Below are 21,254 nucleotides of genomic sequence, written 5' to 3'. Positions count from 1 at the left end.
GGCGGCCGGACGCATCCGGCCGCCGGCGTCACGTCAGGAATGGTCCCCGTTCAGATCGCGCTCGGGATTTACCCGCAGTGTCTTCATCCGCAGCAGGTAAATGCTGACTCCGCTGGCGAGCGCCAGCAGCATGATTTTCAGCGCCATCCATTTCACCGTCTGCACGGAAAAGAGGATCGACGCCCATAGCAGAATCAGGGCAACGATCTTGGCCCGCAGCGGTATCCCGCGTTTTTCCTCGATATTGCGCAAATATTCGCCAAACAGCCGATTGGCCAGCAGCCAGCGGTGCATGCGCGTCGATCCCCGCACGTAGCAGGCCGAAGCCAAAAGCAGGAATGGCGTGGTCGGCAGTAGCGGCAGGAAAACGCCCAGAATGGCGAGTATGACCGCAATGGTCCCGATGATATTCAGCGTGATTTTCATGCGTGTCTCGTGTGCGGGCGATCCTTGCTCCGGCGGCGTGCTGGTGTATACCGATGATCGACCCGCCTGGCCCGGCGGTTTTTGTGGCGCCGGCTGGCCGCGGGCAGGAATTTTCAGCGTGGAAGTCGCATACAATCGCGGTATATCACATTCTTATTGTTGCTGATTTCCCTATCTATGGCCACAAGCAAGATCAAGGTTCAGGATTTTTTGTCGGTTCTACCGTTGTTCGACGGTCTGGCGCCGGAAGAACTGGCGGATATCGCCCAGGCCACCACCGAGCAGAAAGTGGCGCGCGGGGAAATCATCTTCCACCGCGGCGACCCCTGCGTCGGCTTCCACACCGTGGTCTATGGCCAGGTCAAGCTGGCATTCACCTCTCCGCAAGGCGGCGAAAAGGTGATTGAAATCATCGGCCCCGGCCACAGCTTTGGCGAGGCGCTGATGTTCATGGAGAAACCGTACATCGTCTCGGCCCAGGCACTGGCCGATTCGCTGCTGTTGCACGTGACCAAATCGGCGGTATTTTCCGGCATCGAGCGCGACCCGAAGTTTGCGCGCAAGATGCTGGCGGGCTTGAGTCGGCGGATTCACAGCCTGATCTGCGACGTGGAAGCCTATTCGCTCAGTTCCGGTACTCAGCGCGTGATCGGCTACCTGCTCAAGAGCGATGATCTGGAGGACGGCGATCAGTTCAGGCTGGAAGTCAGCAAGACCGTGATCGCATCCCGGCTGAACCTGACGCCGGAACATTTTTCCCGCATTCTGCACGACTTGTCGGCGCAAAAGCTGATCGAGGTCAACGGCCGCGACATCACGATTCAGGACGTTCAGCGCCTACGCGACTACCAGGGGTGAGGCCGCGCTGCGCTTGACGCGCAGATATAGCCGCGTGGCCTGCAGCAGGTTCAGCCACAACCAGCCGGCCGACAACGCCAGCGCCAGCGCCGCCGGCTGAGCCAGCGCTTGCGGCCACAGGGTGGCGCCGGTCAGCAGCAGCAGTGCCGCCAGGTGCGCCACGAATTGCCGGAGCGCGATGCGGTCGGGCAGCACTTCCTTGACGCTCGGCGCGCGCCGATCGGGAGCCACCGTGTGCTGCAGGTGGTACCAGACCAGGAACGGCACGATCTTGTACAGCATGCCGTTGATCGCCGACCAGGCAAAGCCGACGATGAACAGGACCCCCAGCGTCAGCGGCAATTGCGGATCGCCGTCGCCATATCGCAGCAGCCACAGCGCAGCGCACAGCAGCAGGCTACCCATCGAGGCACGCCAGAACCAGGTGGTGCCATCCGGCTTTGGCCGCTTGCGCTGTCTCAGCAGATGCAGCGTGGTCAGCGTGAAGCCGAGATAGCCGATCAACAGCAGCAGCGCGACGATGCCGGCGCCCCAATGGCCGCTGTCCCGAAACCGGAGCACGGCGGCCGACCACAACAGCAGCAGGCCGAGCAGGACCGGACCCAGCCAGCGCGTCAGGCTGTCCGGATACACCGGCGTGACCTGAAACATCGGGATCACCTGAAAGGCCACCCCGACCACCAGCAGCCCGACCCAGCCCAGCAAGCCCCAGGCGACGTGCAAGTCGGTCAGCAGCAACAGCGGCAACGGTAGCGGCCAGGCGAAACCGCTGGCCAGCGTGGCGCCGAGCATGACGGTCACTGCCAGCGCGGCCAGCGCCAGCCGCACCGTGCGCACGGTGGCGTTGGCCGCCGACCGCTGTGCGCGCCACAGGCCGATCGCGCAGGCCGCCAGCAGCCAGCCGAAGGCTGTCGCCAGGCAGATCAGGGCCAGCTTGAACAGGATCGGCTGGCTGCGCCAGAACGCCGCCGCCAGCGCCGCCGTGCCGAGCACCAGCAGCGCGTGTACGCCGGTTGCGGTGGTGTTTGCCTTCGGCAAGGAAACGCTGGCCACGACCGGCAGGATTTGCATTAGCGCGCCGATCATCGCGCCCGCCAGCGCGCCCAGGGTCAGCAGATGAGTCAGGGCCAGTGTTACCGGCGACCAGCGCGAGACCAACGCCGACGGTCCTTGCCAGAACAGCAGTATGGCTGCGGCCAGTACGAACAGCGGCGCCGCTAGGAAAAAGCGCAGCGGCGTCATCAGACTGGGCGCCTGTTCAAAAGCAAGTACGCGTTGAATCATTCCTTGTGCCAGATCAGTATCTCGTAACGATAATTAGCCGCCGGCGTGACCTGATACAGAAAGCCGTTGTTGTCCAGGATCCGGTAGAGCGGACGCGGCTCGCGGTCGATCAGCATGCGCAAGCGCTGTTGCTTCGACATGCGGGAAAGGGCGTCGAGGACGCGTTCGAGCGGCTCCGGCGGCTCCAGGCCGCACACGTCCAGGGTAATGTCTTGTTCCATATTTCTCTTCACTGTGCTGCTTTGCCGGGAGGAGCCGCCCGGAGTCCGGATGATCTGCTGTCCATGGCCGGCGATCCTTGATGCAGGTTAAGGATTGCCGGTCATGCTGGCCGCTATAGTGCCGCAATGCTAGGTTTCTTGCTGAAGCCGGACATGCCGCGCCAGATGGCGGCAATCCAGAACCCGGCCGCCGTTCCCCGCCAAACAGGATGCGCCGATGGCGCACTGTATATCTCATATCGGCCACGCCCATGAACATGCTCCTGACACATCCCGAGGACGCGGATTCGGATTCGTCCGGTTCTGCGCCGCAGATCGAACTGGTTTGCCCCGCAGGCAGCCTGCCGGCGCTGAAGGCAGCGGTCGACCATGGCGCCGATTGCGTCTATCTGGGGTTTCGCGACGAGACCAATGCGCGCAACTTCGCCGGCCTGAATTTCGACGATGCGGCGATCCATGAGGGGCTTCGCTATGCCCGGGAGCGCGGGCGCAAGGTGCTGCTGGCCTTGAATACCTATCCGCAGCCAACCGGCTGGCAGCGTTGGCGCCGCGCGATCGACCGTGCTGCCGAGGCAGGAATCCACGCGGTGATCCTGGCCGATCCCGGCCTGATGCAATACGCGGTGAAGACCCATCCGCAGCTGCGCCTGCATTTGTCGGTGCAGGGTTCGGCCACCAACTATGAAGCGATCAATTTCTATCACCGGCATTTCGGCATCGCCCGCGCGGTGCTGCCGCGCGTCCTGTCGCTGGCGCAGGTCGAGCAGGTGACCGGAAAAACACCGGTGGAAATCGAGGTGTTCGGCTTCGGCAGCCTATGCGTGATGGTCGAAGGGCGCTGCGCCCTGTCGTCGTACGCCACCGGCGAATCGCCAAACACGGCCGGGGTCTGTTCGCCGGCCAAGGCGGTGCGCTGGGAGCAGACGCCGCAAGGGCTGGAATCGCGCCTGAACGGTGTCCTGATCGACCGCTACGCCGATGGCGAAAACGCCGGCTATCCGACCTTGTGCAAGGGCCGCTTCGATGTCGCCGGCGAAAGCAATTATTACGCGATCGAAGAGCCGACCAGCTTGAACACGCTGGAAATCCTGCCGCAGTTGCACAAGATGGGGGTGCGCGCGATCAAGATCGAAGGGCGGCAGCGCAGCCCGGCCTATGTCGCCCAAGTGACGCAGGTGTGGCGCGAGGCGATCGACAACTGCCTGTCCCCGACCCAGCGCTATTCGATCAAGCCGTCCTGGATGACCGCGCTCGACAAGGTCGCCGAGGGCCAGCAGCACACATTGGGCGCCTATCACCGGCCGTGGAAGTGAAGCCGGTTCATCGAACGACATTCAGGAGGCAATAGCGTGAAACTGGCTTTGGGTCCGTTGCAGTACTACTGGCCGCGCGAGACGACCATCGATTTCTACGACAGCATGGCGGCGACGCCGGTGGACATCGTCTATCTGGGCGAGACCGTGTGTTCGCGCCGCCACGAACTGCGCGTCGCGGACTGGCTGGCGATCGGCGAGCGGCTGCAGGCCGCCGGCAAGGAGGTGGTGCTGGCGACCCAGGTGTTGATCGAATCCGGTTCCGATCTGGGCACCTTGCGCCGTATCACCGACAACGGCCGTTTCATGGTCGAGGCCAACGACATGGGTGCTGTCCATTGCATGGACAACAGGCCGTTCATCGGCGGCCCGTTCCTGAACATCTACAGCGGACCCACGCTCGAATTGCTGGCCGGCCTGGGCGCCAAGCGCTGGGTGATGCCGCTGGAAATGGGGCGCGAGGGCTTGGAGCAGTTGCAGCAGGAGCGGCCGGCCGGCATGGAGACCGAGGTGTTTGTCTACGGCCGCATGCCGCTGGCATTTTCCGCGCGCTGCTTCACCGCCCGCCACCACAATCTGCCGAAAGACGACTGCCAGTTCGTCTGCATGAAATATCCGGACGGGTTGCTGATGGAAACCCGTGAAGGCCAGCCGTTCCTGACCTTGAACGGCATCCAGACGCAGTCGGCGCTGGTCTACAACCTGATCGACCAATTGGAGCCGATGCGCGAACTGGGAGTCGATGTGGTGCGGATTTCGCCGCAGTCGCAACACACCGCCGAAATCCTTGCCTTGTTCGATGCCGTGCTGAAGCGGCAGATGAGCGGCACCGACGCCCTGCCGCAAATCGAGCCCCTGATGCCGGCCGCGCCCTGCAACGGCTACTGGCACGGCAAGCCGGGGCTGGAGCTGGTCGCCGCCTAAGCGGAGCGTTGCCGCCACACCGGATGTTTTCAACCAAGGGGTTTCGCATGCGTAGAGGTCAATATGAATTGCCCGATCCGGTCGGGAAGCTGTTGTCGATGCTGCCGGTATATCCCGGCTCGGTCTTGTTCGTCGCCGGCCTGAATCTGGTGCTGACGCCGCACCTGCAGGCCGGGGTGTTGCAGCCGCTGCAGCAAAAGAAGCTGCGGCTGAAGGTGCTCGATGCGCGCCTGGTGTTCAATTTCACTTGGGGCGCGCAGGCGTTTTCGGCCATCTCCAATGACGGTGCCGCGGATCTGACGATCGGCGCCAGCGCCCACGATCTGCTGTTGCTGGCACAGCGCCGCGAAGACCCGGACACGCTGTTCTTCAGCCGGCGGCTGGTGATGGAAGGCGATACCGAACTCGGCCTGCTGGTGAAAAACACGCTGGACGCGATCGACCTGTCGGTGTTCGAGCGTGCCAACCTGGCACCGGCGCGCGTCCTGGCGCGGCTGCGTTCCGGCTCCAGGCCGGCGCGCGACGCGGCGCGCTAATCCGGCAGCGCCGCGGTTTCCCGCTTGAGGTGATACGGATGGCTAATGCAAGAAAGTCGCTGCCCCTGGTGTATTCCTGCTCCGGCTGCTCCAGCGCGGCGCAACTGGCCAATCATGTAGCGGTGCAGCTGGACCGGCGCGGCGTGGCCGAGATGTCCTGCATCGCCGGGGTCGGCGGCGACGTTCCTTCGCTGCTGAAGGTGGCCAAGTCGGGACGGCCGATGGTCGTGATCGATGGCTGTGCGCTGGAGTGCGCCAGACGCTCGCTGCAGCGCCACGACGTGTTTCCGGACCGGCATTGGCAACTGGGGGAGCAGGGAGTCAAGAAACGCTTCCATGCCGATTTCGATTTGCGGCAGGCCGAGGAAATCATCGCGCTGATTACCGAGGCGGTGAAGGAACCGCTTGCGGCGGGCGCCGGATAAGCGGTCAAACGGCCGGCGTTCGGCCTGGATGCGGCGGCAAACCGGAGCCGCCGATCGGGTAATTCATCATCCTTCCAGCGTGAAAACCTGGAGTATCGTTAAATTTGCCTTGTTTTATCCGCGGAAATAATAGCTTGTCAAAGGAGTATATTGCGACATGCGGCGCCCGCATGCCGAATCGTCCAATGCCGGCTTCAGACAGCCGAATTCAGGCCCGCGGCGGCTAAAAAACCGTGACCTGCTTGGTCAGCGCGACGCCGACGATGTAGGCATACACCAGCACTGCGGTGGCGAATGCGATTGCGCGCGTCTGCCTGGTCTTGCCGCGCTTCAGCGCGATCGTCCCCAGCACGATGTACAGCACCAGGCCGACCACCTTGGCCGTCAGCCAGCCCTGCACCAAAGGGTATTGCCCGCTCCAGAATGCCAGCACCAGCGCGCTGGTCAGCAGCAGCGTGTCGATGATGTGCGGTGCGATTTTGACCCAGCGCCGCTGTAGTTGCCCGGCTTCGCGCAACATCCAGGCGCCGCGCAGCAGGAACAGCGCGCCGCTCAGGACGACGCAAGTGACGTGGAAGTGCTTGAGGGCGAGGTAGCTCATGGAAAAACCGGGTGGAAGCGGCTGTACGTAAAGCAATCATTCTATGCGAATACGTCGCGCCGCCGCCCCGTTCTTACTCCGCGATGTGGAAGTCGATCACGATCTCGCCCGGCTGGCGCGAGACGTAGCTGATTTGCACGTGCGGCCCGTAGTGGCCTTCGATCTGCGCCAGCAGCGGCAGCGGATCATGATCATTGCAAAAACGCATGGTCTCGCCCGGCTGCAGGGCGGCCAGCGCGCCAAAAATTGCGGCGTGGCGGAAGCGTTTGGCGACGCCGCGGGCATCGAACGGGTAAACGCCTTCGGCAATAACGGGAGTGGAACAATCGTGTGCCAAGATAATTCTCCTTGAATCAGGTTGCGTCAAACTACGGAAAAGGGCCGGCATGCGCCGGCCCCGGTACTTGCTACTCGGGCATCAGGCGCCACGGGCCTTGGCGATCGCGCCGATCGCTTCTGGCTGGCGCTTGCCGCCCAGGAGGCGCAGCGCGAACAGCGCCAGGAACAGCATGCCGATGGCGAACACGATGTCGCCCGGAACGCGCAGCCACACCATGGTTTCCATGAAGGTCGAGTGGATCACCTCCGGCGAGCGGGCGAACCACATGCCTTCGGTGATGCTGGCCCAGACCTGATAGATGCCGGCCGGTACCAGCGACATGAAGACCATCATCGCCAGCCCGATATTCAGCGACCAGAAGGTCAGGGCCAGCAGCCGATCCGACCACAGCGCGCGCGGCGAGACTCCGCGCAGGCAGAACAGCAGCAGACCGATACCGAGCATGCCGTAGACGCCAAACAGGGCGGCATGGCCGTGGGCGGCGGTCATGTTCAGGCCTTGCAGGTAGTACAGCGCGATCGGGGTGTTGATCGTGAAGCCGAGCAGGCCGGCACCGACCACGTTCCAGAAGCCGACCGCGATGAAGCACAGGATCGACCATTTATAGGTCTGCACCCAGGGGGCGACCTTCGAGCGCTGGTAGTTCTTGTAGGCTTCGGTGCCGATCATGGCCAGCGGCACCACTTCCAGCGCCGAGAACATGGCGCCGATCGCGATCACGAAAGTCGGCGTGCCGGTGAAGTACAGGTGGTGCAGCGTGCCCAGGATGCCGCCGAACATGAACACGATGGTTTCCAGCACGATCGCGCTATTGGCGGTCTTGGCATGGATCAGGCCCAGGCGGGTGAACAAGAGCGCGATGACCGCAGTGGCGAAGACTTCAAAGAAACCCTCGACCCACAGGTGCACCAGCCACCAGCGCCAGTACTCGACCATCGCGTAGTGGGTATGTTGGCCCCAGGTCAGCGAGGTGGCGTAGAAGCCGCCGATGCACAGCGCCGACAGGAACACCATGGCGATCAGGCCGCGGCTTTCGCTCGGTTTTTTCAGCGCCGGCCACAGGCCACGGCCGAGCAGCGTCACCCAGAACAGCAGGCCGACGAACAGCAGCAACTGCCAGAAGCGGCCCATGCTGGTGAATTCCAGGCCCTGGTTGCCGAACCAGAAGCTGAAGTTGGTACCCGATTTGGCAAGGGTACCGAGCCAGCCGAATGCGGTCGAGCCGACCACGATGAACAACAGCGCGTAGAACAGCACGTTGACGCCGAGCTTCTGGTATTTCGGCTCGTGGCCGGAAATCGCCGGCGCGATATACAGGCCGGTGGCCAGCCAGGCGGTGGCGATCCACAACACGGCGAACTGGGTGTGGATCGTGCGGCTGACCGTGTACGGCAGGATCTCGCCCAGCGGGATGCCGAAGAAACTTTGCCCTTCGACCGCGTAGTGCGCGGTGATGACGCCGAACCCGACTTGCGCCAGCATCAGGCCGATCACCACGTAGAAGTATTTTCTGGTGGCCAGCATCGACGGTGTCGGCTTCAGGCTCAGCAGCGGGTCGGACTTGGCCGGCGCCGGATCATCCGGTTCCTGGTGGCGCGAGTGATAGAACAACATGCCGATGATGGCGCCGATCATCAGGATGATGCTGGCGATCGACCAGATGCCGGCATCCGCGGTCGGGGTGTTGCCCACCGCCGGTTCCGGCGGCCAGTTGCTGGTGTAGCTCATGTCGGTCTTGCCGGGGCGGTCAGCTGCCGCCGACCACGAGGACCAGAAGAAGAACGCCGGCAAGGCCTGCAGATCGGCCGGGTCGGCCAGCGCGCCAGCGGTCATTGCGTATTGCTCGCGCAGCTTGTCCAGCGCCGGCTCGGTGCCGAACAGGTCGATGTAATGCTTCGCCACTTCCTGGGCGGCGGCGAAACGCGCCGGCGACAGCGTGATGACGCCGGTTTGGTCGTCATACGTGTTGCGCCGCATTTCATCCTTCACCAAGCCGTCGAGCTGGGCCTTGGGGCCGGCGCCAAGTTCCTCGTATGGCTTGCCGAAATCGCGCCGGGCCCAGATGTCACGCAAGGCAACGGTTTCCCGGTGCAGCCAGTCGGCCGACCAGTCCGGTGCCAGATAGCTGCCATGGCCCCAGACCGAACCCAGTTGCTGGCCGCCGGCGGTCAGCCATGCCGACTGGCCGCGTTGTACTTGCCCTTCCGAGAACAGCACCTTACCCTGGGTACTGACGACCTGTTTTGGTATCGGTGGCGCGGCCAGATAAATTTCAGTGCCAACCCATCCCAAAACGCCGAAGGACAGCAGGCAGATGACTGCCAGCCAAGTCCATAATTTGCGCGTTGCGTGCATGATCATTTTCCCTTTTCAGTGGTTCAAATTTTCGGCTTGAGTATAGGGAAAACGCTGTCTTCGGCGAAATGATGTATATCAAAGAAATCTATTCAGAGGTCAATTTATCATGCGCTGCAGCAGAGCCGCCGGAGGCGCCGCGCAGCAGGTTTTCAGTTCCATTTTTACAACCAGGAGATGGCATCGTGATGGATTTCGACTACTCGCCGCGGGTGCAGGCCTTGCGCCGGCAATTGCAGGATTTCATGGACGATCACGTGATCCCGCGCATTGGCGAATGGCAGCAATGCGAGGCGGCCGGCGCGGTGCCGCCATTCATGGAAGACCTGAAGGCGCTGGCCAAATCGGAAGGTCTGTGGAATCTGTTTTTACCCGCTCTGGGCGCCGACGAACCCGGACAGCGCCTGTCCAACCTCGAATACGCGCCACTGGCGGAAATCATGGGGCGCGTCGCCTGGGCATCGGAAGTCTTCAACTGCAGCGCGCCCGATACCGGCAACATGGAAGTGCTGCACCTGTTCGGCTCGCCCGAACAGCGCCGCCAGTGGCTGACGCCGCTGCTGGAGGGCACGATCCGCTCCTGCTTCGCAATGAGCGAGCCGGATGTCGCATCGTCCGACGCCAGCAATATCCAGACCCTGATCCGGCGCGACGGCGACGATTATGTCGTCAACGGCCGCAAGTGGTTCATTACCGGCGCCGCCCATCCGCACTGCAAGCTGGCGATCGTGATGGGCGTCACCGACCCCGACGGCGAGCCGCATCAGCGCCAGAGCATGCTGCTGGTGCCGATCGACGCGCCCGGTCTGAAGGTAGTGCGCAACATTCCGGTCATGCAGCACGTCGCCGCCGAAGGGCACTGCGAAATTGTCTTGCGCAACGTACGCGTGCCGCGCACCAACCTGATCCATGCCGAGGGCGCCGGCTTCGCGATCGCCCAGGCGCGCCTCGGGCCGGGGCGCATCCACCATTGCATGCGGCTGATTGGCCAGGCCGAACTGGCGCTGGAACTGATGTGCGAGCGCGCGGCCGAACGGCGTGCCTTCGGCCGTTATCTGCACCAGCACGGCACGGTCGCCGACTGGATTGCGCTGTCGCGCATCGAAATCGAGCAGGCGCGGCTGCTGGTATTCAAGACCGCGTGGCTGATCGACCAGCAGGGGGCCAAGGCGGCAGCGCGCGAAATTTCGATGATCAAGGCAGTGGTGCCGCGCATGCAGACCGCGTTGTGCGATCGGGCGATGCAGGTATTCGGTGCGATGGGCCTGTCCGCCGACACGCCGCTGGCCGCGATGTGGACCGGCGGCCGCTTGCTGCGCATCGCCGACGGCCCGGATGAGGTCCATCTGCGCACGCTGGCGCGCCAGGAAATGGCAGCCGCAGCCGAACGCCGCGGCGCCAGTGCGCGCTACATGTCGATGCCGACAGAGCGGACGCCGGGTTGAACGCACATCGCCGCCAGCCCGGCCGCGGCTGGCGGTAGAGTCGCAGAAAATCTCGGCCCCGATAGATACTGCATATATCGAGAGTGGATTACGTATGAGGAATATGTAGAAAAGCAATATACTCCACCGGAATCCGTGATGATGCCGGCGAGCTTTAGCCGCCGCAGCTGCCGCAGCAACTGCCATCCGCATGCGCGTTCTGCGCGCCGCCGATGCCATAGCCGGCTTCCACCAGCGCCGTCTGGAATTGCTTGGACGAGGTGCGATGTTCGTCGTAACGCACGGTGATGCTGCTGCCAGCCAGAGAAATGTTGAAATCGTCGACGCCGTCGATCGCATCCAGCGTCTTGGCGATATGGTCGACGTTCGCCGCATCATTCAATCCGGTGATACGCAAAATTTCAGTCTGCATGGTGTTCCTTGTGATCAAAGAGTGGTAAGAAAACCGGCGGCAGCGGTGGTGCGGCGGCGCCGTCGAAAGCCAACTGAATATAGCAAGGGTCAGTTGGAAAATAATTGATGTATCTTAAATCATTCTTTGTGCGCAAGGCTAGTGCCCGCGCCGGCAGTGCTCTTGCGGTGCCCGGTTTTCCATCGACCGCGCTCCTGCGCCGTCTGGGCCTGTTAGGCATGGCGGCTGTCCGCGGTCGCCATTCTCTGCTATGATTTCGCACCTGTTTATAGCTGCGGCGGTGAGTGCGTGGCGACAACCCCTGGCAAGAGCGAGAAAGGCATTTTGGTTATGACACCGCGAACTACGACGACGATGTTGTTGCAGCGACGCTAGTCGGGTTCTTTTTCGTCCAGGTAATTTGAAAAAGCGCGGCTGGCCCGCGTTTTTTTTCGCCCGTATTTTTTTTCAATCATGGTTTGGCGTCGGCGTACTGCTGACTTGGAGAGCAAAGTGATTTCAATTCGACTCCCGGATGGTTCCCAGCGTCAGTTCGAGGCGCCGGTGACGGTGGCTCAGGTGGCGGCTAGTATCGGCGCTGGTCTGGCCAAGGCCGCGCTGGCCGGCAAGGTGGATGGCAAGGTGGTCGACACCTCGTTTTTGATCGAACGTGACGCCGAACTGGCGATCGTCACTGACAAGGATGCCGATGGACTGGAGGTGCTGCGCCATTCGACCGCGCACCTGCTGGCCTATGCGGTCAAGGAATTGTTCCCCGACGCCCAGGTGACGATCGGGCCGGTGATCGATAACGGTTTTTACTACGATTTTTCCTACAAGCGCCCGTTTACGCCGGAAGACTTGCAGGCAATCGAAAAGAAAATGGCGGAACTGGCGAAAAAAGACGAGCCGGTAACGCGCAAGGTGTTGCCGCGGGATGAAGCGGTCGCCTATTTCAAATCGATCGGCGAAGCCTACAAGGCTGAAATCATCGAATCGATCCCGGCCGACCAGGATGTCTCGCTGTACACCGAAGGGAAATTCACCGACCTCTGCCGCGGCCCGCACGTGCCGTCCACCGGCAAGCTGAAAGTGTTCAAGCTGATGAAGCTGGCCGGCGCCTACTGGCGCGGCGATGCCAAGAACGAGATGCTGCAGCGGATCTACGGCACCGCCTGGGCCAAAAAAGAGGAACAGGAAGCGTATCTGCACATGCTGGAAGAAGCGGAGAAGCGCGACCATCGCAAGCTGGGTCGCCAACTCGATTTATTCCATTTTCAGGAAGAAGCGCCGGGTCTGATCTTCTGGCACCCGAAGGGCTGGACCATCTGGCAGCAGGTCGAGCAATACATGCGCCGCGTGTACCAGGACAACGGCTACCAGGAAGTGAAGGCGCCGCAGATTCTCGATCGCAGTCTGTGGGAAAAATCCGGTCATTGGGAGAACTACAAAGAAAACATGTTCACCACCGAATCGGAAAACCGCGCCTATGCGCTGAAGCCGATGAATTGCCCCGGCCATGTACAGATTTTCCGCGCCAACCTGCATTCGTATCGCGAACTGCCCTTGCGCTACGGCGAATTCGGGCAGTGCCATCGCAACGAGCCATCCGGGTCGCTGCACGGCATGATGCGGGTGCGCGGTTTTACCCAGGACGACGGTCATATTTTCTGCACCGAAGACCAGATCCTCGATGAATGCGTCGCCTTCACCGCGCTGCTGCAGAAGGTGTATCGAGACTTCGGCTTTACCGACGTCATCTACAAGGTCGCGACCCGACCGGAAAAGCGCGTCGGCTCTGACGAGGCCTGGGACAAGGCGGAAAACGCGCTGATCGAATCGTTGAAACGTTCCGGTCATCCGTTCGAAATTTCGCCGGGCGAGGGCGCCTTCTACGGCCCCAAGATCGAGTACACATTGAAGGATGCGATCGGCCGCATGTGGCAATGCGGCACGATGCAGGTTGATTTCTCGATGCCGCTGCGGCTGGAAGCCGAGTATGTCGGAGAAGACAACAGCCGCAAGACGCCGGTCATGCTGCACCGGGCGATCCTCGGTTCGCTGGAGCGCTTCATCGGCATGCTGATCGAAAACCATGCCGGCGCCTTGCCGATCTGGCTGGCGCCGGTGCAGGTTTCGGTCCTGAATATCTCCGAGGGGCAGGACGAGTATGCCCGCCAGGTAACACAAGCCCTGCAAAAACAAGGGTTTAGGGTGCAGGCCGATTTGCGCAATGAGAAAATAACCTATAAAATACGCGAGCATTCGGTTCAGAAGCTGCCTTACATCGTCGTCGTCGGCGACAAGGAGCGGGATGCGAATACAGTGGCCGTGCGTGCGCGGGGCAATGTCGATCTGGGAACCATGCCGGTCGACGCATTGGTGGAGCGCCTCAAAAGCGAGGTGGAAACCAGGGCCTGAACGGGGCAACCCGTCGTGCAGAAGCACGGCTTAATTATTTGATTTTTTAAAGGAAACTACGATAGCTACGGACAAGTCGCATCGCATCAATGGCGAAGTCACCGCCCCTGAATTGCGCTTAACTGGAGTCGATAACGAACCCTTGGGAATCGTCTCTCTGGCCGAAGCCTTCCGCTTGGCGGAAGAAGCAAATGTGGATCTGGTGGAGATTGCGCCCACTGCGCAACCGCCGGTGGCGCGTTTGATGGATTACGGCAAGTTCAAGTATCAGGAGCAGAAAAAGGCGCACGAAGCCCGGCAAAAGCAGAAGGTCATTCTGGTCAAGGAAGTCAAGTTCCGACCCGGTACCGATGACGGCGATTACGGTATCAAGCTGCGCAACCTGATCAAGTTTCTGGAAGATGGCGATAAAACCAAGATCACGCTGCGTTTCCGCGGCCGCGAAATGGCGCACCAGGATATCGGCATGCGCGTGCTGGAGCGGCTGAAGGCGGATCTGGAGCCCTACGGCCAGGTCGAGCAGTGGCCGAAAATGGAAGGCCGGCAGATGATCATGGTGCTGGCGCCGAAGAAAAAGAAGTAGCAGCAGCGTTTTGCGGGGCGGAATTCAGTGTGGTGTTCGCTGACTCCCGACCCTGGAATTTGCATGCGGCACTCAGCGATGGGTGGCGTGTGCCAATCGGCAGATTCAGTTCTGCTGTCAAACAAGTGAGAGCAGGCATCCAAGCGCAATGAAATATTGCCACCTGCAATCATGTTAAAAATGGAGCTGTCCGAAGGACAGAAGTATCATGCCTAAAATGAAAACCAAGAGCAGCGCCAAAAAGCGCTTCCGTGTTCGTCCGGGCGGTACGGTCAAATGCGGCCAGGCGTTCAAGCGCCACATCCTGACCAAGAAAACCACCAAGAACAAGCGCCAGTTGCGCGGTACTACGACGGTGCATGCAGCCGACGTCGTTTCCGTCCTGCGCATGTTGCCGAACGCTTAACCTCACACTCGATATCAAGGAGAAATCATGCCTAGAGTAAAACGTGGGGTTACCGCACGGGCCCGTCATAAGAAAATCCTGGTTCAAGCCAAAGGCTATCGCGGCCGTCGCAGCAAGGTCTATCGCGTTGCCAAGCAGGCGGTCATGCGTGCCGGCCAGTATGCGTATCGCGATCGGCGCAACAAGAAACGCGTATTTCGTGCGTTGTGGATCGCGCGTATCAACGCGGCGTCGCGCGAGCACGGAATCACCTATAGCGTATTCATGAACGGTTTGAAGCGCGCGTCGATCGAGTTGGACCGCAAGGTGCTGGCCGATATGGCGGTGATGGACAAGCCGGCGTTTGCCGCGATCGTGAGCCAGGTCAAGGCCAACATCGCTGCTTAAGTACCACGACCGAAATCGCGCTGCCTTGCCGGCAGCGCAGCAGTTTCCCGCGGGGCAGAGGTGTTTACCTGTGCCCCGTTTCATTTTCAGATTCTTTTTTGTCTCCTTTTCAAGAGTGGGAAATCGCGCATGAATCCCCTGGAACAACTCGTCATTCAGGCCGCCGCCGATTTTTCCGCGGCCGCCGACGCCGCCGCGCTGGAGAACGCAAAAGCAAAATATCTCGGCAAGACCGGCCAGATCACCGAGCAGATGAAAGGCCTGGGCAAGCTGGCGCCGGACGAGCGCAAGACGCAAGGCGCGGTGATCAATGCCGCCAAGGAGCGCATCGAGGCGGCGCTGACCGGTCGCCGCGAGGCGCTGGCGAATGCACAGATGCAGGAGCGCCTGAACGCGGAAGCGATCGACGTCAGTTTGCCGGGACGCGGGCGCGGCATGGGTGGGATTCATCCGGTGATGCGTTCCTGGCAGCGGGTCGAGGAAATTTTCCGTTCGATCGGCTTCGATGTCGCCGACGGCCCCGAAATCGAAACCGACTGGACCAACTTCACCGCGCTGAACAGCCCGGAAAACCATCCGGCGCGCTCGATGCAGGATACCTTCTACATCGAAGGTAACGACACCCAGGGCAAGCCGCTCTTGCTGCGCACCCACACCAGTCCGATGCAGGTGCGTTATGCGCGCATGAACCGGCCGCCGATCAAGGTGATTGCGCCGGGCCGTACCTACCGCGTGGATAGCGATGCCACTCACTCGCCGATGTTCCATCAGGTCGAGGGCTTGTGGATCGCCGACGACATCAGCTTCGCCGACCTGAAGGGTGTGTACCTGAATTTCGTCAAGGCGTTTTTCGAGACCGACGATTTGCAGGTGCGTTTCCGTCCGTCCTATTTTCCGTTCACCGAACCGTCGGCCGAGATCGATATCGCCTTCGGCAGCGGGCCGTTAAAAGGCCGCTGGCTGGAAGTGTCCGGGGCCGGCCAGGTGCATCCGAGCGTGGTGCGCAACATGGGGCTGGACCCGGAGCAGTACATCGGTTTTGCCTTTGGCTCGGGCCTGGAACGGCTGACGATGCTGCGCTACGGCATCAACGACCTGCGCCTGTTCTATGAAGGCGATTTGCGCTTCCTGAAGCAATTCAACTGACGCCGACGCATTTCCCGCCGGAGGGCGGCGCCGATCCCAGCAGCGGTCGTCGTCCGCGCCGCGCTTTCACGCTTTGAAGTTAAAAGGTATACCGATCATGCAATTTTCTGAACACTGGCTGCGTACGATGGTTGATCCGAACATGACTTCGGATGAACTGGCTCATCTGTTGACGATGTCGGGCATGGAAGTGGAGGAAGTGGAGCCGGTGGCGGTGCCGTTTTCGCACGTCGTGGTGGCCGAAGTGCTGGAGGTGGCCAAGCATCCGAATGCCGATCGGTTGAATGTGTGCCAGGTCGATGTCGGCACCGGCACGATTTTGAATATCGTATGCGGCGCGCCGAATGTGCGCGTCGGCTTGCGGGTGCCGTGCGCGATGGTCGGCGCCAAATTGCCGCCGGCCAAGGAAGGCGAGCCGCCGTTCGAGATCAAGACCGGCCAGTTGCGAGGCGTGGAGTCGCAAGGCATGTTGTGTTCGGCGCGCGAACTGAAATTGTCGGACGACCACGGCGGTTTGCTGGAATTGCCGGACGATGCGCCGGTCGGCCGCAATTTCCGCGATTACTACCAGTTGAACGATCTCAAGTTCACCATCAAGCTGACGCCCAACAAGGCCGATTGCCTGTCGGTGCTGGGCGTGGCGCGCGAAGTGGTGGCCTTGACCGGCGCCGCGCTGAAGGCGCCATCCTGCGCGCCGGTGGCGCCAACCATGCAGGAAATCCTGCCGGTCAAGATTGCGGCGCCGGATCTGTGCGGCCGTTTTTCCGGACGCATCATTCGCGGCTTGAATGCGCGCTGCGAGACGCCGGAGTGGATGAAGCGGCGCCTGGAGCGCAGCGGCCAGCGGCCGATTTCGGCGCTGGTCGACATTTCCAACTACGTGATGCTGGAACTGGGACGGCCCACCCATGTGTTCGACCTGGCGAAGATCCACGGCGGGCTGGAGGTGCGCTGGGGTAGGAGCGGCGAATCGCTGAAACTGCTGAACGGCAACACGGTGGCGGTCGACGACTGGGTCGGCGTGATCGCCGACGAAAGCGAGATCGAATCGCTGGCCGGCATCATGGGCGGCGACGCCACGGCGGTGTCGCTGGATACCACCGACATCTACCTGGAAGCGGCATTCTGGTGGCCGCAGGCGATCCAAGGCCGCGCGCGCCGCTATAATTTTTCAACCGATGCCGCACACCGCTTTGAGCGCGGCGTCGACTACGCCACCACGGTCGAGCACATCGAGCGCATCACCGCGCTGATCGTCGAAGTCTGTGGTACCCGCGACACCGTGATCGGCCCGGTCGATGACCAGGTGCTCAACCTGCCGCAACGCAAGCCGGTCACGCTGCGCACCGCGCGCGCAGAAAAGGTGATCGGCGTGCCGCTGTCGGATGATCAGATCGCCGACATTTTTACCCGCCTCGGGCTGGCGTTTACCCAGGAGCCCGGATTGTTTGCGGTAACGCCGCCGTCGTACCGCTTCGACCTTGAGATCGAGGAAGACCTGATCGAGGAAGTGGCGCGCATCTATGGCTTCGAGAATATTCCGGCGGTGGCGCCGGTGGCGCCGAACGCAATGCGCATCGCCCCGGAAAATGTCCGCTCGCCGTTCGTGCTGCGGCGCCAGTTGGCCGACCTCGATTATCAGGAAGTCATCAACTTCAGCTTTGTCGATGCCGCCTGGGAAACTGATTTTGCCGCCAACGCCAATCCGATCAAGCTGCAGAATCCGATCGCCAGCCAGATGAGCGTGATGCGCTCGACGCTGATCGCTGGCCTGGTTGCGAACGCGCGCTACAACCTGAACCGCAAACTGAACCGGGTGCGGGTATTTGAAATGGCGACCGTATTCCTGCGCAATGACGAGGCGGAGGACGGCGCCTTGTCGGTGGCCGGCTTCGAGCAACCGAAACGGGTGGCGGCGCTGGCCTATGGCCCGGTCGTGGAGGAGCAATGGGGGCAGAGTGCGCGCAACGTGGATTTTTTCGACCTCAAGGCCGACCTGGAAGCGCTGTTCGCGCCGCGCGCCTTGCGCTTTGTGAAAAATGAACATCCGGCCCTGCATCCGGGGCGCTCCGCTGCCGTGCTGCTGGAGGGCGAAGCGATCGGCGTGATTGGCGAATTGCACCCGCGCCTGCAGCAAAAATATGACCTGCCGCTGGCGCCGGTGCTGTTCGAGGTCGATGCGGCCGCGCTGGCGCGGCGGGAAGTGCCGGCCTATGCCGAAATCTCGCGCTTCCCGGCGGTCACGCGCGACTTGGCGCTGGTGCTCAAGCAGTCGGTCGCGGCGCAGGAAGTGATCGATACATTAAACGCGGAAAAGCGCGCCAACCCGATCTGTGGCAGTATGCAAGCCATTGTTTTATTTGATGAATATCGCGGCAAAGGGCTGGAGTCGGATGAAAAAAGCCTTGCGTTCCGGTTTACCATGCAAGATACTCAACGCACCCTGCAAGACGAACATGTGGACGCCGCAATGGCTGCTTTCATTGCCGCCGTCCAAAAGAAACATGGCGCAAAATTGCGCGCATGACAGCAGGTAGGGACAACCAAGATGAACGACGTGAATACGGCGGAATTTTCCTCCTTTCTGGCCGCCGATCTGAATCGCGCGGTGCTGGAAGCACAGGCCCGCTCGCAAGCCGCCAGAAACCTGCCGACGCTGACCAAGGCCGAGCTGGCCGAATTGCTGTTCGAGCAGGTCGGCTTGAACAAGCGCGAAGCCAAGGACATGGTGGAAACGTTTTTTGAGGAAATCCGCAATGCGCTGGAACGCGGCGAAGCGGTCAAGCTGTCCGGCTTCGGCAACTTCCAGTTGCGCGACAAGCCGCAGCGGCCCGGCCGCAATCCGAAGACCGGCGAGGAAATCCCGATCACCGCGCGCCGCGTCGTCACCTTTCACGCCAGCCAAAAGCTCAAAGGCCTGGTGGAAAGCCCACGCCCCAGCCCGACCCCGGCCACGCCCCATGCGTAGTGAGTCATGAACGATCGCACCAGCAAGACCGAGTTGATTACATTGCCGCCGATTCCGGCGAAGCGCTATTTCACCATCGGCGAAGTGAGCGAACTGTGCGGCGTCAAGCCGCACGTGCTGCGCTATTGGGAGCAGGAATTCACGCAGTTGAAGCCGGTCAAGCGGCGCGGTAACCGGCGCTACTACCAGCATCACGAAGTGCTGCTGATCCGGCGCATCCGCGAGCTGTTGTACGAACAGGGCTTCACCATCAGCGGTGCGCGCAACCGGCTCGACAGCGGCCCGGCCGATGCTGCCGGCGAACCGGCTGCCGCTGCACCCCAGCCGCAGGCTGCTGCCAACGGGTTCGACCGGGCCGCCGTGCGCCGCGAGCTGACGGCGATTCTCGCGCTGCTGTCGCCGCGCTAGCCGATGCGGCAGCCACTTCGCATTCCGGTGCAAGACGACCAGGCAATCGATGCCGGTCCGCCGCCTTTTCCCGAACAAGCCGCAAGCCCGAATTTGCGGCTTTTTTCATGCCTGGAAAGCGCTGGACGCCGCTTCGACAGCCGTTCCGGTTTTTATCGCAAATTGCTGTGCGCGCCGCACTTCCACTTCCATCAACCTGACCTGAGGCCCAGACATGTCGCAATCCCATCCCGATAATCCACTGTGGAATACCGACCTGGCGCCAACCGGCGCCGCGCAACGCACCTGGACTGCGACCCACTACGCTGCGCTGTGGGTGTCGATGGCGGTGTCGGTGCCGGCCTATATGCTGGCGTCGGGTCTGATGAGCGAAGGCATGAACTGGTGGCAGGCGGTGCTGACGGTGTTTCTCGGCAACCTGATCGTGCTGGTGCCGATGCTGCTGGTCGGCCACGCCGGCGCCAAGCACGGCATTCCGTATCCTGTGCTGGCGCGCGCCTCGTTCGGCGTCTATGGCGCGCGGCTGCCGGCGATCCTGCGCGCGATCGTCGCCTGCGGCTGGTTCGGCATCCAGACCTGGCTTGGCGGGCAGGCAATCTACACGATCCTGAATGTGGTCGGCAGCGGCTTCCTGCAGGGGAATGCCTTGCCGGGGCTGGGCATCAATCCCGGCCAGTTGTTCTGCTTCCTGCTGTTCTGGGCGCTGCACATTTACTTCATCTACAAGGGTACCGATTCGATCCGCTGGATGGAGACCGCAGCCGCGCCCTTGTTGCTGCTGTCATCGATTGCGCTGGTGTGGTGGGCCTACAACGGCGCCGGCGGCTTCGGCCCGATGCTGGAGGCGCCGTCGCAGTTTGATGCCGGCGGCAAGCGCGCCGGCCAGTTCTGGCTGGTGTTCTGGCCGGCGCTGACGGCGATGGTCGGCTACTGGGCGACGCTGGCGCTGAACATTCCCGACTTCACCCGCTTCGCGCGTAGCCAGCGCGACCAGATCATCGGTCAGTCGATCGGCTTGCCGCTGCCGATGGGCTTGCTGGCGCTGGTGGCGGTGCTGGTGACTTCGGCTACCGTGGTGATCTACGGCGAAGCGATCTGGGACCCGGTGGTGTTGTCCGGCAAGATGGGCGGCATCTCGGTGGTGCTGGCGCTGATCGCGCTGATCATCGCCACCATTACGACCAACCTGGCGGCCAACGTGGTATCGCCGGCCTATGACTTTTCAAACCTGGCGCCGCGCAGGATCTCGTTCCGCATGGGCGGCTACATCACGGCGGCGATCGGGCTCGGCATGTTCCCGTGGAAGATTTTGGAAACTACGCAAGGCTACATCTTCACCTGGTTGATCGGCTACGGCGCGTTGCTGGGCCCGATCGCCGGCATCATGCTGGTCGACTATTTCCTGATCCGCAAAACCGAGCTGAACCACGCGGCGCTGTTCGATGCCGATGGTGAATACAGCTACCGCGGCGGCTGGAACCTGCGCGCGCTGGCGGCGCTGGTGCTGGGCGTGCTGCCGAACCTGCCGGGCTTCCTGAAGGCGGCCGGTTTCGTCGCCAGCACTGCGCCGCTGTTCGAGACGCTCTACACCTATGCCTGGTTTGTCGGGCTGGCGATTTCGGCCGTGCTTTACTACGTGCTGATGCCGGCGCAACGACAGGCCGGTAACACTGCCAGAAACCCACAACCCTTGAATTAATCCGGAGTATATTGAAAAGTTCCAAATTTTTCGCTCGAGACTGGTTGTTCATGCTGGGAGTATCTGGCTTGACAAACATCCGCTGCACACCGCAAGGACAGCCTGTCTCATCATCCG

At 61.8% G+C, this 21,254-nt stretch carries 22 protein-coding genes; 15 read left to right on the top strand and 7 right to left on the bottom strand.

All coding sequences use genetic code 11. From position 1 onward, the window contains the following. Positions 1 to 33 precede the first annotated feature (33 nt). Positions 34 to 426 carry a YbaN family protein gene (locus ACK2VC_RS04085; RefSeq protein WP_486732322.1) on the bottom strand — a complete coding sequence of 131 codons (393 nt, stop codon included), beginning with the start codon at positions 424 to 426 and terminating at the stop codon, positions 34 to 36. Between the two features lie 177 nt (positions 427 to 603). Here ACK2VC_RS04085 and ACK2VC_RS04080 point away from each other — a divergent pair, with 177 nt between their 5' ends. Further along, positions 604 to 1,284 (top strand): Crp/Fnr family transcriptional regulator, encoded by a 681-nt coding sequence (locus ACK2VC_RS04080; RefSeq protein WP_486732321.1) that lies wholly within the window; start codon positions 604 to 606, stop codon positions 1,282 to 1,284. Here ACK2VC_RS04080 and ACK2VC_RS04075 read toward each other — a convergent pair. Then, complete coding sequence (locus tag ACK2VC_RS04075) at positions 1,264 to 2,568, bottom strand: hypothetical protein (RefSeq protein WP_486732320.1); 1,305 nt, start codon at positions 2,566 to 2,568, stop codon at positions 1,264 to 1,266. The genes ACK2VC_RS04080 and ACK2VC_RS04075 overlap by 21 nt on opposite strands. After that, a complete protein-coding gene (locus ACK2VC_RS04070; RefSeq protein ID WP_486732319.1) occupies positions 2,565 to 2,789 on the bottom strand; it encodes a DUF2249 domain-containing protein in 225 nt (74 codons plus the stop codon). The genes ACK2VC_RS04075 and ACK2VC_RS04070 overlap by 4 nt, the downstream gene beginning before the upstream one ends. Positions 2,790 to 3,046: 257 nt before the next feature. Between ACK2VC_RS04070 and ubiU the strand changes: the two genes are divergently transcribed. The 4 genes from ubiU to ACK2VC_RS04050 are packed head-to-tail and all read left to right on the top strand — an operon-like array spanning position 3,047 to position 5,987. Beyond that, positions 3,047 to 4,102: a ubiquinone anaerobic biosynthesis protein UbiU gene (ubiU, locus tag ACK2VC_RS04065; protein ID WP_486733164.1), complete on the top strand. Its 1,056-nt coding sequence runs from the start codon at positions 3,047 to 3,049 to the stop codon at positions 4,100 to 4,102. 36 nt (positions 4,103 to 4,138) lie between these two features. Next, positions 4,139 to 5,026: a U32 family peptidase gene (locus tag ACK2VC_RS04060; RefSeq protein ID WP_486732318.1), complete on the top strand. Its 888-nt coding sequence runs from the start codon at positions 4,139 to 4,141 to the stop codon at positions 5,024 to 5,026. Between the two features lie 47 nt (positions 5,027 to 5,073). Next, complete coding sequence (ubiT, locus tag ACK2VC_RS04055; RefSeq protein ID WP_486732317.1) at positions 5,074 to 5,562, top strand: ubiquinone anaerobic biosynthesis accessory factor UbiT; 489 nt, start codon at positions 5,074 to 5,076, stop codon at positions 5,560 to 5,562. A gap of 38 nt (positions 5,563 to 5,600) precedes the next feature. After that, positions 5,601 to 5,987 carry a putative zinc-binding protein gene (locus ACK2VC_RS04050; RefSeq protein WP_486732316.1) on the top strand — a complete coding sequence of 129 codons (387 nt, stop codon included), beginning with the start codon at positions 5,601 to 5,603 and terminating at the stop codon, positions 5,985 to 5,987. A 223-nt stretch (positions 5,988 to 6,210) separates the two neighbouring features. Here the strand turns inward: ACK2VC_RS04050 and ACK2VC_RS04045 are convergent, their stop codons facing one another. The 3 genes from ACK2VC_RS04045 to ACK2VC_RS04035 all read right to left on the bottom strand — a co-directional run bounded on the left by ACK2VC_RS04045 (position 6,211) and on the right by ACK2VC_RS04035 (position 9,283). Continuing rightward, on the bottom strand, positions 6,211 to 6,588 hold the full coding sequence (locus tag ACK2VC_RS04045; RefSeq protein ID WP_486732315.1) for a SirB2 family protein: 378 nt from the start codon (positions 6,586 to 6,588) through the stop codon (positions 6,211 to 6,213). A gap of 73 nt (positions 6,589 to 6,661) precedes the next feature. Beyond that, positions 6,662 to 6,925, bottom strand: a complete 264-nt coding sequence (locus ACK2VC_RS04040) for a DUF2249 domain-containing protein (RefSeq protein WP_486732314.1) — start codon at positions 6,923 to 6,925, stop codon at positions 6,662 to 6,664. An 81-nt stretch (positions 6,926 to 7,006) separates the two neighbouring features. Further along, positions 7,007 to 9,283 carry a nitric-oxide reductase large subunit gene (locus ACK2VC_RS04035; RefSeq protein ID WP_486732313.1) on the bottom strand — a complete coding sequence of 759 codons (2,277 nt, stop codon included), beginning with the start codon at positions 9,281 to 9,283 and terminating at the stop codon, positions 7,007 to 7,009. A gap of 188 nt (positions 9,284 to 9,471) precedes the next feature. On the opposite strand from ACK2VC_RS04035, the gene ACK2VC_RS04030 reads away from it, so the two are divergent. Further along, positions 9,472 to 10,728, top strand: a complete 1,257-nt coding sequence (locus tag ACK2VC_RS04030; protein ID WP_486732312.1) for an acyl-CoA dehydrogenase family protein — start codon at positions 9,472 to 9,474, stop codon at positions 10,726 to 10,728. 154 nt (positions 10,729 to 10,882) lie between these two features. On the opposite strand, the gene ACK2VC_RS04025 is transcribed toward ACK2VC_RS04030, so the two are convergent. Further along, positions 10,883 to 11,140, bottom strand: coding sequence for a heavy-metal-associated domain-containing protein (locus tag ACK2VC_RS04025; RefSeq protein WP_486732311.1), 258 nt, complete (start codon positions 11,138 to 11,140; stop codon positions 10,883 to 10,885). A 492-nt stretch (positions 11,141 to 11,632) separates the two neighbouring features. On the opposite strand from ACK2VC_RS04025, the gene thrS reads away from it, so the two are divergent. From thrS to ACK2VC_RS03980, 9 genes are all read left to right on the top strand, one after another. Next, positions 11,633 to 13,540 carry a threonine--tRNA ligase gene (gene thrS / locus ACK2VC_RS04020; RefSeq protein ID WP_486732310.1) on the top strand — a complete coding sequence of 636 codons (1,908 nt, stop codon included), beginning with the start codon at positions 11,633 to 11,635 and terminating at the stop codon, positions 13,538 to 13,540. Positions 13,541 to 13,601: 61 nt separating this feature from the next. Continuing rightward, on the top strand, positions 13,602 to 14,123 hold the full coding sequence (gene infC / locus ACK2VC_RS04015; RefSeq protein ID WP_486733163.1) for a translation initiation factor IF-3: 522 nt from the start codon (positions 13,602 to 13,604) through the stop codon (positions 14,121 to 14,123). 208 nt (positions 14,124 to 14,331) lie between these two features. Continuing rightward, positions 14,332 to 14,529 carry a 50S ribosomal protein L35 gene (gene rpmI / locus ACK2VC_RS04010; RefSeq protein WP_486732309.1) on the top strand — a complete coding sequence of 66 codons (198 nt, stop codon included), beginning with the start codon at positions 14,332 to 14,334 and terminating at the stop codon, positions 14,527 to 14,529. Between the two features lie 27 nt (positions 14,530 to 14,556). Then, positions 14,557 to 14,916, top strand: a complete 360-nt coding sequence (rplT, locus tag ACK2VC_RS04005) for a 50S ribosomal protein L20 (RefSeq protein WP_486732308.1) — start codon at positions 14,557 to 14,559, stop codon at positions 14,914 to 14,916. A 129-nt stretch (positions 14,917 to 15,045) separates the two neighbouring features. Continuing rightward, entirely contained in the window at positions 15,046 to 16,062 is a 1,017-nt protein-coding gene (gene pheS / locus ACK2VC_RS04000) for a phenylalanine--tRNA ligase subunit alpha (protein ID WP_486732307.1), read from the top strand. 97 nt (positions 16,063 to 16,159) lie between these two features. Next, complete coding sequence (gene pheT / locus ACK2VC_RS03995; protein ID WP_486732306.1) at positions 16,160 to 18,589, top strand: phenylalanine--tRNA ligase subunit beta; 2,430 nt, start codon at positions 16,160 to 16,162, stop codon at positions 18,587 to 18,589. A gap of 21 nt (positions 18,590 to 18,610) precedes the next feature. Beyond that, a complete protein-coding gene (locus tag ACK2VC_RS03990) occupies positions 18,611 to 19,030 on the top strand; it encodes an integration host factor subunit alpha (protein ID WP_486732305.1) in 420 nt (139 codons plus the stop codon). A 6-nt stretch (positions 19,031 to 19,036) separates the two neighbouring features. Further along, positions 19,037 to 19,438 carry a MerR family transcriptional regulator gene (locus ACK2VC_RS03985; RefSeq protein ID WP_486732304.1) on the top strand — a complete coding sequence of 134 codons (402 nt, stop codon included), beginning with the start codon at positions 19,037 to 19,039 and terminating at the stop codon, positions 19,436 to 19,438. Positions 19,439 to 19,652: 214 nt separating this feature from the next. Beyond that, complete coding sequence (locus ACK2VC_RS03980) at positions 19,653 to 21,137, top strand: NCS1 family nucleobase:cation symporter-1 (RefSeq protein WP_486732303.1); 1,485 nt, start codon at positions 19,653 to 19,655, stop codon at positions 21,135 to 21,137. The last annotated feature ends 117 nt before the right edge of the window (positions 21,138 to 21,254 follow it).

This window comes from Herbaspirillum sp. WTB6 (genome assembly GCF_057457785.1).
This window is presented reverse-complemented; position numbering and strand designations above follow the sequence as displayed.